The sequence below is a fragment of the Arthrobacter sp. R4-81 genome, assembly GCF_054792365.1.
Window position 1 is genome coordinate 3,270,845 of record NZ_CP096445.1, and the last position, 13,606, is coordinate 3,284,450.

A 13,606-nucleotide genomic window follows, 5' to 3' on the forward strand; every position below is an offset into this window, starting at 1 on the left:
CGGACGAACGCGTGATTCCTGCGGGAAACCTCAAATTCACGCTAGGCTCCACTGAGAAAAGAATGGAGCCTTCCCCACCATGTCCCACAGCGCATCCCGTAGTCTTCCCGCCTCAATGACCAAGGTCCTTATCGCCAACCGCGGCGAAATCGCAGTGCGCATCATCCGCGCAGCGCGGGATGAAGGGATCACCTCCGTGGCCGTCTATGCGGACCCGGACCGGGATGCGCTGCACGTCCGGCTCGCCGACGAGGCCTACGCCTTGGGCGGGAACACTGCGGCTGAGTCCTACCTCGTGATGGACAAGCTGATCGAGGTAGCGCAGCGCTCCGGTGCCGACGCCATTCATCCCGGCTACGGCTTTCTGGCCGAAAACGCGCAGTTCGCCGCAAAGGTGATCGCAGCGGGAATCACCTGGATCGGCCCCTCTCCCGAGGCAATCTCCGCCCTTGGCGACAAGGTCCAGGCCCGTCACATTGCCGAAAAAGTGGGTGCGCCGCAGGTCCCGGGAACGGCTGATCCGGTGGAGTCCGCCGAGGAGATCCTCGAATTCGTGGACAAGTTCGGACTTCCAGTAGCAATCAAAGCAGCCTTTGGCGGCGGTGGACGCGGCATCAAGGTGGCCCGTAACCGCGAAGAGATCCCGGAACTGTTTGAGTCCGCTGTCCGTGAGGCCACTGCCGCCTTTGGCCGTGGAGAATGCTTCATTGAGCGTTTCCTCGACGCCCCCCGCCATGTGGAGACCCAATGCCTGGCTGACGCCTTTGGCAATGTGGTGGTGGTATCAACCCGGGATTGCTCGCTCCAGCGCCGCAACCAGAAGCTTGTGGAAGAAGCCCCTGCACCGTTCCTCACGGAAGAGCAGAACAAGCGGCTCTACGAATCCTCCAAGGCCATCCTTAAGGAAGCCGGGTATCTCGGAGCCGGAACCTGCGAATTCCTGGTGGGCCAGGATGGCACCATCTCCTTCCTCGAAGTAAATACCCGCCTCCAGGTGGAGCACTGTGTTTCGGAGGAAGTCACTGGAATTGACCTCGTCCGCGAACAGTTCCGTCTGGCCCGCGGCGAGAAGCTCGGCTATGACGACCCGGAGGTCCGCGGGCACTCGATCGAGTTCCGCATTACCGGAGAAGATCCGGGGCGGAACTTCATGCCGGCGCCGGGCACCATCACTACCCTGAAGAATCCCACTGGTCCCGGTATCCGCATCGACTCCGGTGTGGAACAAGGCGACGTCATCAGCGGCAACTTCGACTCCATGCTTTCCAAACTCATCGTCACGGGGGCCAGCCGGGAACAGGCCCTCCAGCGTTCCCGCCGCGCACTTGAAGAGATGGTGGTTGAGGGCATCCCCACGGTGATCCCCTTCGACCTCGCAGTGGTTTCGGACCCGGCTTTCGCTCCTGCAGAGGGCCCTTTCAGCGTTCACACCCGGTGGATCGAGACAGGGTTCGTCAATAACATTCCGGCTTGGGGCGGAGCCGGGGCGTCCACCGATGGCGAGGAGGCCGGAGAGCGGCAACGGGTTGTCGTCGAGGTGGGCGGCAAGCGCCTGGAAGTGGTGCTGCCAGCATCCCTGGGCAGCGTCGCCAGCGGCTCCGGAAGCACAAAACCCGCTAAGGCCAAGAAACGTTCCCGCTCCGGTGGCGCTGCTGCAGCGGCGAGCGGCAACGCTCTCAGCTCCCCCATGCAGGGCACTATCGTCAAGGTGGCCGTCAGCGAAGGCGACGTCGTCGTCGAAGGTGATCTCGTCGTCGTGCTCGAAGCGATGAAGATGGAACAGCCACTCACTGCCCACCGTTCCGGAACCATCACCGGACTTGCGGCAATCCAAGGGGAGACAGTTTCAGCTGGTGCGATAATCGCGACGATCGAAGACTAGTCTGCCGCCCCGCGCGGCGTGCACACTTAGCCTGTGAAGCCATTTTTGCTGTTGGCCTCCCGGGCCGAGGACGCTGCCGCCGAGGACGAGTACCAGGCGTACCTCCGGTATGGAAGGCTGGATCCGGAACAGCTGAAGCGGATCCGGATGGAAGCCGGACCTCTGCCTGCCCTGGACCTCTCTGACTATTCGGGCATCATCGTCGGCGGAAGCCCGTTCACGTCCAGCGATCCCCCGGAGCACAAAAGCCAGGTCCAGCACCGTGTGGAAGGTGAACTGGCACGCCTGTTGGACCGCGTGGTGGAGGAGGACTTCCCCTTCCTTGGCGCGTGCTACGGCGTGGGTACGCTCGGCCTGCATGAGGGTGCGGTGATCGACAGGACCTATGGCGAGGGGCTGGGCGGGACCACCATCACACTGACGCCGGAGGGCCTGGTTGATCCTGTGCTGCAGGGACTCCCGGAATCCTTCACCGCGTTCACCGGGCACAAGGAGGCCTGCACTGTGCTTCCCCCGCATGCTGTCCTGCTGGCCACCTCGCCCGCCTGCCCGATGCAGATGTTCCGCATCAAGGAGAATCTGTACGCCACGCAGTTCCATCCGGAGCTCGACGTCGGCGGCCTGGTCACGCGCATCGACATCTATCGCCATGCCGGCTACTTCCCGCCGGAATCCGCCGAGGAACTGATGGAGAACGCCCGCCGGTTCACGGTGACCGAGCCCATGACCATCCTCCGGAATTTCGTGAAGCTGTACGGCCGGTAAAACCGCCCCGCCTGTTACTTCCGCCCGACGACGCCGCCGCTGCCAGCAGCCGCCCGACGTCGCCGTTCCCGCCCGGTTACTTCTGCCCGGATACAGGAATGCCCGGCGTGTTGAGCAAACACGCCGGGCAGTCCTTTAGTAACTGGGCGGGAGCGTCAGGCTACGTTGTTCTCGTAGTCCAGGTCCCGGGTTTCCTTGCTCAGGTACAGCGCCACCAGGGTCAGGACTGCCATGGCAGTCAGGTAGATTCCCACGAGCACAGGGCTGCCGTCAGCAGCTTCCCAGAGGGCGACGGCGATGAACGGCGCCACAGCCGCACCAAGAATGCTGGAGACGTTGTAGCTTACGGCGGAGCCGGTGTACCGGACGTTGGTCGGGAACAGTTCCGGGAGGAGCGCACCCATCGGCCCGAACGTGAGCCCCATCAGGGAGAAGCCGATGACCAGCAGTGCCATGGTGCCCACGAAGCCGCCGCTGAACAGCGGGACGAACAGCAGGCCGAAGACAAAGATTCCACCGGTCACGGCCAGCAGCATTTTACGGCGGCCGTACTTCTCGGCCAGCGGTCCGGAGACCAGGGTGAAGATACCGAAGAACACGACGCCGGCAATCAGCATCCAGAGGAAGTCGTTGCGGGTGAATCCCAGTCCGGGAACGAATGCCGCGGCTGCTGCCTCGGTCATGGGTTTGCCGGCCTTCTCCGCAGCTGCTTTGGCGGCGTCCAGGGTGGCTGGGCGCGTGCCGTAGGTCAGCGTGAACGTGGTCATCAGGTAGAAGAGCACATAGGTAGCAAGCATGATGAACGTGCCCAGGATGAGCGGGCGCCAGCTCGTCTTGAAGACCCGGGCAAGCGGCAGCTTGGCCACTTCGTTTGATTCGAGCACCTTGGTGAAAGCCGGAGTTTCAATGAGCTTCAGGCGGACGTAAAGGCCGATGATCACCATGACGGCGCTCAGCAGGAACGGGACGCGCCAGCCCCAGGCTTCGAAGTCGGCAGGGGAAAGGATGTAGCTGGCTACAAGGAAGATCACGTTGGCAATAATGAAGCCGATGGGCGCACCCAGCTGCGGGAACGTCCCGTAGATGGCCCGCTTGTTGGCGGGGGCGTTCTCCGTGGCCAAGAGGGCTGCGCCGCTCCATTCGCCGCCGAGCGCGAGGCCCTGGGCGAAGCGCATGACCACCAGGAGGGCAGGAGCCCAGAAGCCCCAGCCCGGGACCAGTGCCGTGGGAAGGCAACCTATCAGGAACGTGGCAATTCCCATGGTCAGCAGGGAGGCTACCAGGGTGCCCTTGCGGCCGAACTTGTCTCCGAAGTGGCCGAAGACGATGGATCCCAGCGGACGGGCGATAAAGGCGACGCCAAACACTGCGAAGGAGCTCAGCAGCTGGGTGGTTTCATTCTGGCCCGGGAAGAACAGCCTGGGGAAGACCAGTACGGCGGCCGTGGCGTAGACGTAGAAGTCGTAGAACTCGACGGTGGTGCCAATCAGGCTGGCGACGATCACGCGCCCGCGCGAGTTCACCGGGAGTGAAGACCCGGCTTCGGTTGATGTGGATGGGGAAGACATGAAGCTGCTTTCGTCAGTGTTATCCGGCGGGTGCGAGGCCGTCCGGCTGTGGAATACGTATTCCTAGATATTAGTTCCCGGAATCCGGACATAGGACGAAAGGTCCATGATGCGGAACTGTGCCTTTTGTCTCAGGCGCCGGCAGCAGTTCCCCGGCCCCGGACAGAATTCTCACGCCGTCACAAACACCCCGATAGGCAAATGTCACAGCACGTTAACAAACGGCGACGCTTGACGAAACGAGCAATCCCTAACGTGGGAGTACAACATCCCCCTTAGGAGGTACACCGTGACTGTTGACCGAACCGCCGAATCCGGCGCCGGCACTCCGCCTGAAACTGAAGCCGAGCCGTGGCACGGATCTGTTGCCACGTCCCCCGACGCGCAGCCCGGTTCCGCCCGCACCACAGACGCGGCAGCCCTTGAATTCCGTTCCGGCCGTTGGATCGCCGGCTGGGATGCCGAGAACAAGGAGCAGTGGGAGTCCAAAGGCCGTTCCATCGCCAAGCGGAACCTGAACTGGTCCATCTTCGCTGAGTTCCTCGGCTTTGTCGTCTGGCAGCTCTGGTCCATCGTAGTGGTCCAGCTCCCCGCGGCAGGCTTTACCTTCACGACGTCCGAAATCTTCTGGCTGATCTCCATGCCAAGCCTCGTCGGCGCAACGCTCCGCATCCCGTACACCTTTATGGTCCCGCGCTTCGGTGGCCGCAACTGGACCATCGTCTCAGCCCTCCTCCTGCTGATTCCCTCCATTGGCCTTGCGATGTGCGTCTCCAACCCGGAGACCCCTTTCGGTGTGATGCTCCTCGTCGCAGCGCTGGCCGGTTTTGGTGGCGGAAACTTCGCGAGCTCCATGGCCAACATCACCTTCTTCTACCCCGCACGTGAAAAGGGCTGGGCCCTGGGACTGAACGCGGCCGGCGGAAACCTCGGTGCCGCCGTCGCACAGCTTGCCGTTCCCATCGCCATCACGCTCCTGGCCGCCGGCACGGTGAACTTGCCTGTCGCAGGCCTGATGTGGGTTCCGTTCATCCTGCTGGCCGCGTTTGGTGCCTGGAAGTACATGGACAACCTCACCAGCGCCAAGGGTGACATCGCAGGATCGGTGGCCGCGCTCAAGGAACCGCACCTGTGGATCATGGCGTTCCTCTACATCGGAACGTTCGGCTCGTTCATCGGCTTCGCCGGTGTTTTCCCCAAGCTCATCAAGGACTACTTCCCCGATTTCTCCTCCATCGCAGTCGGAACTGCCGCTCTGTCGCTCGCCTTCCTGGGTCCGCTGGTTGGTTCCCTGGCCCGCCCCTTCGGCGGACGCATGGCGGACCGCATGGGCGGCGCCCGGATGACGGTGACCACCTTTGGCGCCATGGCAGCCATCACCCTCGTTATGATCTGGACGCTTCCGCTGAAGAACTTCTGGCTGTTCCTGGCGCTGTTCCTGATGCTGTTCACGGCCAGCGGCTTCGGTAACGGCGCCACGTACCGCATGATCCCGATCATCTTCGCCACCTCCAGCCGGGCCGCCAAGGCCGGTGCCAGCAGCGTCCACACCGCCAAGCTCGCCTCCGCTTCGCTTGGCCTGGTCTCCGCAATCGGGGCCTACGGTGGCTTTGTTATCCCGCAGGTCCTGAACGCCTCCAACAGCGCCAGCGGCTCCTACACCCCGGCGTTCTACGGATTCGTCGGAGCGTACGTTGTAATGCTCCTGGTCTGCTGGGCCTTCTACATCCGCCCCGCCAAACAGAACGCGATGGGACACGTCTAACATGACCAAAAGCGCCGACACGCACTGCCCTTACTGCGCCCTGCAGTGCGCCATGACGCTGAAGTCCCCAGCGGCTCTGACCCCGGCTAAACAGCCGGGGTCAGACCCCGTGACGGCTCTACCCGTTCTTGAAGCCCCGCCCCTTGAAGTGAGTGGTCGGGATTTCCCCACCAACCGCGGCGGCTTGTGCCGCAAGGGCTGGACCTCCGCTTCGCTGCTGACCCACCCGGGCCGTGTCACGGAACCGCTGCTCAAAGGTTCCGACGGCGTCCACCGCCCCATCGATTGGGACGAGGCCCTGAAACTCATCACCTCCGCAGTAAAGGAAACCCAGGCCCGCTACGGTGCGGACGCCGTCGGAGTTTTCGGCGGAGGAGGGCTCACCAACGAAAAGGCCTACATGCTGGGCAAGTTCGCCCGGCTGGCCTTGCGCACCTCGCGGATCGATTACAACGGCCGGTTCTGCATGTCTTCCGCTGCTGCCGCCGGGATGCGCGCGTTCGGCGTTGACCGTGGACTCCCGTTTCCGCTGGAAGACCTGGACGGCGCAAGCACCATACTGATGCTCGGCTCCAACGTGGCCGAGGCCATGCCTCCCTTCGTGCAGCACCTTCAGGGCGCGCGCGACGCCGGCGGGTTCATTGTGGTGGATCCGCGCCGGTCCGCCACGGCTGCCTTTACCAGCGACGGCGGCGGGCTCCACCTGCAGCCCCTGCCGGGCACCGATCTCACCTTGCTGCTCGGCTTGTCCCACGTGGTGATTCACGAGGGCCTCGTGGACAACGACTACATCCAGGCACGCACCAGCGGCTACGACGCCCTGGTCCGCAGCGTCAATGCCTTCTGGCCCGAACGCGTTCAGTCCCTTACCGGCGTGCCGGCCGAGCTCATCCGCGAGACCGCACGGCGGCTGGCCGACGGCGCACGGAAGGGCGGCTCCTACATCCTCACCGGGCGGGGCGTGGAACAACACGTGGACGGAACGGACACTGCCACGGCCGCCATCAACCTGAGCCTGCTCCTGGGTCTGCCCGGCTCCACCCGCAGCGGCTATGGCACGCTCACCGGTCAAGGCAATGGCCAGGGCGGCCGCGAACATGGCCAGAAGGCCGATCAGTTGCCCGGCTACCGGAAGATCACCGACCCCGCCGCCCGCGCTCATGTTGCCGGAGTCTGGGGTGTCCCTGAATCCCTCATCCCGGGTCCGGGCCTGCCCGCTGTCCAGCTCCTGAAATCGCTGGGAAAGCCCGACGGCGTCCGGTGCCTTATTGTTCACGCCTCCAATATCGCCGTGGCATCCCCCGATGCGGGTTCCGTGATCGAAGGAATCCGCAGCCTCGACTTCATGGTGGTGTGCGACTTCTTTATGTCAGAGACAGCAGCCGAAGCCGACCTCGTACTGCCCGTGCTGCAGTGGGCCGAGGAGGAAGGCACGCTGACCAACCTTGAAGGACGCGTCCTGCGCCGGCGTCGTGCCCTGCAGCCGCCGGAGGGGGCCCGCAGCGAGCTCTGGATCATGGCGCGGCTTGCTGAGGCACTGGACGCTCCGTCCACGTACAGCGAAGATCCGGAGACTGTGTTCGAGGAGCTGCGCCTTGCCTCGGCAGGCGGACTGGCCGACTACTCAGGCATCGATTACGCCATGCTGGACCGCGGCGAGGCTGCCTACTGGCCCTACCCGGCGGGCAGCACCGGAACACCCCGATTGTTCCTGGAAGCATTCGCCCACGCCGACGGCAAGGCGGTCATGACACCGGTGACGCCCCGCCGTCGTCGTACCCCCGCCGTAAATCCGGACCCGGACGCCAAGACCATGACCCTCATCACCGGGCGGTTGCTGGAGCACTACCAGTCCGGCGCCCAGACCCGGCGGGTCTCGGAGCTCATGGCCTCCCAGCCGGAGGCAAAAATGCAGATCCACCCCGCCGCTGCAGCCGCCATGGGCATCACCGACGGTGCGTTTGTCTCGGTCGCCAACGAACGCGGCGAAGTCGTCTGCAGGGCGGAGCTGAGCGCCGCAATCCGGCCCGAAACGGTCTTCCTACCTTTCCACTTTCCGGAGCTCGAGAGCGCCAACCGCCTGACGGAAGCCGCCACCGACCCCATTTCGGGGATGCCGGAGTTCAAGTTCAACAAGGTATGGGTCCAACTGGCCAAAAACGTACTTCAGACCACTGTTCTTCAGACGACGGAGGCCTCATGAGCGAGCGCATTGTTGTAGTTGGTTTCGGCCCGGTCGCTGCCCGGCTGATCGATGAATTGTTACCTGCAGTCCGCAGCGGCCTCGCGCACGTTACCGTTGTGGGCGAAGAGGACGACGCCGCGTACAACCGTGTAATGGTGGCCGATCTGGGCGTCGGGCGGACAACCGCCAGTGCTTTGGCTCTTGCTGATGCTGCCAGCCTTATTGCCGAGGGTGTCGATGTCCGCCTGGGGACGCGGGTGCGTCGCGTGGACCGCGCAAGGCAGCAGGTGGTCCTTACCGACGGTACCTCCCCGGGCTACGACCGGCTGGTGTTTGCCACTGGTTCCCGGCCTGTCATCCCAAACCTGACAGGGCTTAACCCTGATCCGTCCGCTCCTGTCCTACCAACAGGCGTTACGGCCCTCCGCGATCTTCGCGATGCCAATGTGCTCCTGGAAGCTGTTTCCGGAGGCAAGCGTGTTGTGGTGCTCGGCGGCGGTGTCCTGGGCCTTGAGACAGCCTTGGCCGCTGCAGAGGAAGGCGCCACCGTGACGGTGGTCCACAACGGGCCCCACCCCTTGGGCCGCAACATTGATCGGGGCGGCGGCGCTGTCCTTGCCGCAGGCCTGCGTTCCTGCGGCGTGCGGATGGCCGCAAATGCCAGGTCCACGGGGATCGAACACAACGGTCCCGACGGTGCTTTCTCCGCACTGTTGCTGGACGACGGCTCGGCCATTGACGGTGACCTGCTGGTGCTCTCATGCGGCGTCAGGCCCAGGACTGAACTGGCCGAAGGCTGCGGGCTGTCGACCGGTGTGGGCATCCTGGTGGACCACAAGCTGCGTGCCCACCACGAACAGCACATCTTCGCGATCGGTGACTGCGCCGAGGTGCGATGCCCCGATTCTTCATGCGTTGAGTGCCGGAATGCCGGTGGGCCCTCCGGCCTGATCGGACCAGGCTGGCGGCAGGCGGAATGGCTCGCTGAGTACCTGACACTGCTGGCCGAAGATTCGGCGGAAGGCATCCTGCCCGACGGTGTTTCCGCCGACCTGAGGGACACCGGTGCCCACCTCTTGGCGAATGCATTGCCTGAACTGCCTGCTGAGAAGCCAGGCGTCGTGATCCTGAAGGCCCGCGGACTGAATATGGCCGTGGCCGGGGATAACTCAGCGGAGCCCTGGGATGAAGAAGTACTCACGTCCGGTGCCGTCACTGGACGTCCCCGGCGGCAAATTGCGCAATGGGCAGATCCTGAACATGGCCGGTACGTGAAGATGACCACGCGTGGAGGCGTTCTCGAGGGTCTTGTTTCGGTGGGGATGCCACGGACGGCTGCCGAACTGGTACAGCTGTTCGAGCGCGGCGACGAACTCCCGGCCGACCGGTCCCTCATGTTGCGCCTCGATGGTCCTGATCACCTGGCTGCCGCAGCAAACAACGACCCCGCACGTACCGTCTGCCGCTGCGCGGGTGTCAGCGGGACCAAGATCCAGGACGCCGTCGAGGACGGTTGCTCCACGGTGGCAGAGGTGTCTGGCTCTACGCGTGCTGGAACAGGTTGCGGTGGCTGCCACTCGGACATCAGGGAGATCATCGAAAAACACTTCCAGGCGGCAGCAGCCGCCTGAGGTAATTAGCTGAAGCCTGAGGGCGAATACGGGGGAAGGCCTGACTCGGTCAGTCTTCTCATCGATGTCGGCGGCAACATGGCGGGCCTGGAAAGTGAAAACCAGTTGGCGGCCCTGGCTGGGATACTGGGTCGGGTGTAGGTCTGGTCCATTCGTAGGGGTCGTTAAATGTCAGACCCGACTGAGATGCTTTTTCTATGGAAGGCACGGGGGCGTGGACAGCTGGGACCGGGGAGGCTTTAGAGTCCCCCGGCGGGCTCGAGGCTGCCGAGGCCCTGGCTGCTGTTGCTGCATCCGTTGCCATTCTTGGGCGCATCATTGGACCGGATTTCCGTGGCGGAGCTGATGGCCCTGATGCTGATTACGGCCAGGACTCCGATCCCCTGCGGCGCCAGCTCGATGCCTGCCTGGACGCCTTGGCCGAGGTCGCCCGGTTCGAAGCCAAGGCCGCGGCGCTGAAGGTACACCTGGTGGGCAAGTACGTCGAGGCCGCGGAGGCAATCGCCTCCCCTTCTGTTACCGCCCGGGACGCGACCGTGCAGGAAATGTCCACCATTGCAGAGCTCGCCTGCGTCCTCACAGTGAGCGAGCGTACCGCCGCGGCGCTCCTGGACCATGCCCGGCACCTGACCACCGGGCTGCCGCTCACCCTCACGGCACTCCAGCACGGGTCGATTTCGTGGCAGCACGCCCGCATCATGTGTGATGAAACCGGCAACCTGGACCCGGCCGGGACTTCCGCACTGGAAACACACTTCCTTGATCCTGACTCACCCGACGCTGCGCGCGGATGCCACATCGGTGAGCTGGTCCCGTCCCGGTTCCGCACCAAAGCCCGGACCTGGCGCGAACGCCACCACCCCGACAGCATCGAGACCCGTCACCGCAAGAGCGCCCTGGACCGGCGGCTGGAATACACCCCGGACCACGACGGCATGGCATGGCTCTCGGCCTACCTGCCAGCCGCGACAGCCGCCGGGATCTGGGACCGGACCACCACCGCCGCCAGAGCCCTGCAGGGTCCCACCGAGCGCCGGACCCTCACCCAACTCCGCGCCGACATCGCCGCCACCTGGCTCCTGAACAACACAGGGGCCAACAGCGATACCCGCAGCCCGGGCCCCGCGGACATTGACGGGGCTGGCTTTGGCATGGGTGTGGGCGGCGGCCCGGTGGGCGTTCCCTCTCCCCGGGCCCAGGTGCTGGTCACCGTTCCTGTCCTCTCACTGCTTGGCGCCACCGACGAACCGGCAATGCTGGACGGGTACGGACCTATACCGGCGTCCGTGGCCCGGGACCTCGTCGCCGACGGGGCCGATTCCTTCCACCGTGTCCTGATCGATCCCCGCGACGGGGCGCCGCTGGAAATCGGCCGCACCAGTTACCGGATCCCCAAATCCATGCGCCAATGGCTGCGTCTGCGCGATGCGAAGTGCCCCTTCCCCGGCTGCCACAACCACTCCCTCGACAACGAAGCCGATCACCTCCTGGCCTGGGCCGACGGCGGCACCACCGGCATCACCAACCTTGGCCAACCCTGCCGGAAACACCACCACCTCAAACACAGCACCTCTTGGACGCCAACCCAAGCCACCGCAAACCAAACACCCGGCTGGACCGCGCCCTCAGGCAGGCAGTACCCCAGCGAACAACAAGACTGGCAACCACCCACCTGGCCCGACCACACCGGCCTACCCGCGCCCAACCCGGATTTGGATCTGAATCAGCATCAGGCTCAGGCTCAGGCTCAGGCTCAGGATCTAGCTATGCCCATGGACCTTGATCCGGATCCGGCCCTACCTATGCCCGTGGACCCATTCCCGGAATGGCAACTATTGCCCGCGGTGGAAACGGATGATTGGTGGCTGTCGGCTGCCTGAACACCCCGCTGCGGATGGCTCCCCCGAAAGAGTTTGCCAAGGGCACGTCCTGGCCGTTTCACCCGGAATCATTGTCGTTTCGCTCCAGGCACTGTTAAAGCGAAACACCAGCATTGCCTAGGGGACTAGAAATTTCCGGCACCATCCCGACAGAATGGTAAGCAAGCTGACCATTCTGTCGGGAGCTCTGACAAAGAAAGGACAACCGCTCCGCGGATCTCTAGCCGAGCTGACAACACTACGAGGAGGACCAATGTCCAGGAATTTCATTCGCACAGCCGTCGTTCTGGCTTCTCTGGGGGTTTCGCTCCTGCTGGCAGGGCCGGCGCATGCGGCAATCGCCGCAGGGGCCATCTCAGCACCGGGAGCCGTCCAGGCCCAGACCACGTCTCCAACACCAACGGATGCACCCACAGGCGTGACTCCAGCCCCCACCGGAGTCGCGACGCCGTCGGAAGGCACGCCCACCGGCTTCGGCAATCCAGGAACGGGTGAAACGCAGCAGGCAGAAGACGCGCGGCTGGACCTGGCGCCGATCGTGATCGGGGCCATCCTCCTGGTCCTGTTGATCGTGGTTGTTATCTGGCGGCGCAGGCGTAAGGACACCACAATCGTTTAGGCGGAGCTGAGGTAGCGGAAAGTAGCCATCAGTGAATGAGACGGCGCGAGGAGGAAGGGCCCGGGTCTACAGCTGACGTAGGTATCGTTCTGGAGCCGGTTCGTCGAGCACCCAGAGTCAGCGCCCTTGGAAGCGATCGACTGCCCAGCTCGAGAAACGATTCACCATGGGACATCTCATGGAAAGGGATGTCCTGGCGCGACAGGCTCGGGTTCCTCTCAAGGTAGGTGAAAAAACCATGCATCGATTCCACACGCAGAAAGCTCAGATCGAGGCCCCTGTCCGGAACCTGGGCCACCGGTGGCAGAACAGCCGGCAATCGCCGACGGTCGAGAACGTTAGCCGGGTCTTCAGTCAAGCTTCGAATCGGAAGGCTACGGGCATTCTCCATTCTTACAGCCGCACTTCTCCCCCCACCCGCGGGAGCAGATCACGCAATCAGGCTGTTGAATCCTGGAGGAGCCAATTCACGGCCTCAGCCCGGTCCGTGAAGAAGAGCGTGGGGCATGGAAAAGAGTCGGCGCGGCGGAAGTTGGCAATGACCCGGTCAACTGGAGTCGAACCAAGCAGTGCAATCCGGGATGCGACAGAAGGAAGTGAAAATGCTGCACGGGCGTCGTGGCTGACACTCGTAGTGCCGCCCATGTCGACAAGCAACGGGTGAGGAAGTCCTTGGCAAAAGTAGTCCAAGCTGGCCATCGCAGCAGTAACGTCGGCCACTTCAAGGCTGACCTGGCGCTGCCACGTCAGACACACTATGCCGTTCTCAAGAAGTTCCAACGTGGCCTTCTCGCTGTCGTTGGAAGTGGGCTTCACTTTTGACTCCTTGCTTGACTGAGTTATCCACGATCTTAGCCATCCAGATGAGCTGCATGCTCCATCCCTGCTTCACTGAACACAGTCCCCGACCGTATCGAGGGCGTCAAGGACGTGCCTTGCGTCGGGCCCAACGCCGCGCAGTGTGGCGGAGGCGAACATCCGTTGGCGCTCGAGCCCGACATAGCTGAGGGCTGGGACGGTGGTGGAAACGCCCCTGGTGTGCAGCGGGATCCCGGATGCATCCAGTGCCGCTACGGGGAGGAAGGAGACATCGGGCAGGAACCCGGTGGCCAGGATGATGACATCGCCGGATTCAAGGGACCCGTCCGCCCGCATGACACCGTGCGTCGACAAGCGCTGTGGCCACTCCGGTACCCCGTACCGACCGGTCTACGTACAGGTCACACAGATAGCGAAAGTAGCGCCATCCGTTATTGTCCGGGCATAGGCCACCTGCTCGCCGGAACCGGTGCAGTATCCCGTCAGACTAGC

At 63.8% G+C, this 13,606-nt stretch carries 11 protein-coding genes; 7 read left to right on the forward strand and 4 right to left on the reverse strand.

The window, feature by feature from the left end:
* The first annotated feature begins 115 nt into the window (after positions 1-115).
* Both M1E05_RS15155 and M1E05_RS15160 read left to right on the forward strand, forming a co-directional pair.
* Positions 116-1,882: an acetyl/propionyl/methylcrotonyl-CoA carboxylase subunit alpha gene (locus tag M1E05_RS15155; RefSeq protein ID WP_461163421.1), complete on the forward strand. Its 1,767-nt coding sequence runs from the start codon at positions 116-118 to the stop codon at positions 1,880-1,882.
* Between the two features lie 33 nt (positions 1,883-1,915).
* The gene (locus tag M1E05_RS15160; RefSeq protein WP_461163422.1) at positions 1,916-2,647 is read left to right on the forward strand and encodes a glutamine amidotransferase; all 732 of its coding nucleotides are present in this window, start codon (positions 1,916-1,918) and stop codon (positions 2,645-2,647) included.
* A gap of 155 nt (positions 2,648-2,802) precedes the next feature.
* On the opposite strand, the gene M1E05_RS15165 is transcribed toward M1E05_RS15160, so the two are convergent.
* Positions 2,803-4,215 carry an MFS transporter gene (locus tag M1E05_RS15165; RefSeq protein WP_458113712.1) on the reverse strand — a complete coding sequence of 471 codons (1,413 nt, stop codon included), beginning with the start codon at positions 4,213-4,215 and terminating at the stop codon, positions 2,803-2,805.
* A gap of 289 nt (positions 4,216-4,504) precedes the next feature.
* On the opposite strand from M1E05_RS15165, the gene M1E05_RS15170 reads away from it, so the two are divergent.
* The 5 genes from M1E05_RS15170 to M1E05_RS15190 all read left to right on the forward strand — a co-directional run bounded on the left by M1E05_RS15170 (position 4,505) and on the right by M1E05_RS15190 (position 12,295).
* The gene (locus M1E05_RS15170; protein WP_461163423.1) at positions 4,505-5,980 is read left to right on the forward strand and encodes an MFS transporter; all 1,476 of its coding nucleotides are present in this window, start codon (positions 4,505-4,507) and stop codon (positions 5,978-5,980) included.
* Between the two features lies 1 nt (position 5,981).
* The gene (locus M1E05_RS15175) at positions 5,982-8,183 is read left to right on the forward strand and encodes a molybdopterin oxidoreductase family protein (RefSeq protein WP_461163424.1); all 2,202 of its coding nucleotides are present in this window, start codon (positions 5,982-5,984) and stop codon (positions 8,181-8,183) included.
* Positions 8,180-9,796, forward strand: coding sequence for an FAD-dependent oxidoreductase (locus M1E05_RS15180; RefSeq protein ID WP_461163425.1), 1,617 nt, complete (start codon positions 8,180-8,182; stop codon positions 9,794-9,796). The genes M1E05_RS15175 and M1E05_RS15180 overlap by 4 nt, the downstream gene beginning before the upstream one ends.
* A gap of 197 nt (positions 9,797-9,993) precedes the next feature.
* Positions 9,994-11,676 carry an HNH endonuclease signature motif containing protein gene (locus M1E05_RS15185; RefSeq protein WP_461163426.1) on the forward strand — a complete coding sequence of 561 codons (1,683 nt, stop codon included), beginning with the start codon at positions 9,994-9,996 and terminating at the stop codon, positions 11,674-11,676.
* Positions 11,677-11,929: 253 nt separating this feature from the next.
* On the forward strand, positions 11,930-12,295 hold the full coding sequence (locus M1E05_RS15190; protein ID WP_458113707.1) for a LuxR family transcriptional regulator: 366 nt from the start codon (positions 11,930-11,932) through the stop codon (positions 12,293-12,295).
* A 438-nt stretch (positions 12,296-12,733) separates the two neighbouring features.
* On the opposite strand, the gene M1E05_RS15195 is transcribed toward M1E05_RS15190, so the two are convergent.
* From M1E05_RS15195 to M1E05_RS15205, 3 genes are all read right to left on the reverse strand, one after another.
* Positions 12,734-13,111, reverse strand: a complete 378-nt coding sequence (locus M1E05_RS15195; protein ID WP_458113706.1) for a DUF7793 family protein — start codon at positions 13,109-13,111, stop codon at positions 12,734-12,736.
* Positions 13,112-13,183: 72 nt separating this feature from the next.
* Positions 13,184-13,468, reverse strand: a complete 285-nt coding sequence (locus tag M1E05_RS15200) for a hypothetical protein (protein ID WP_461163427.1) — start codon at positions 13,466-13,468, stop codon at positions 13,184-13,186.
* Entirely contained in the window at positions 13,428-13,592 is a 165-nt protein-coding gene (locus tag M1E05_RS15205) for a GNAT family N-acetyltransferase (protein WP_461165261.1), read from the reverse strand. The genes M1E05_RS15200 and M1E05_RS15205 overlap by 41 nt, the downstream gene beginning before the upstream one ends.
* Positions 13,593-13,606: the final 14 nt, after the last annotated feature.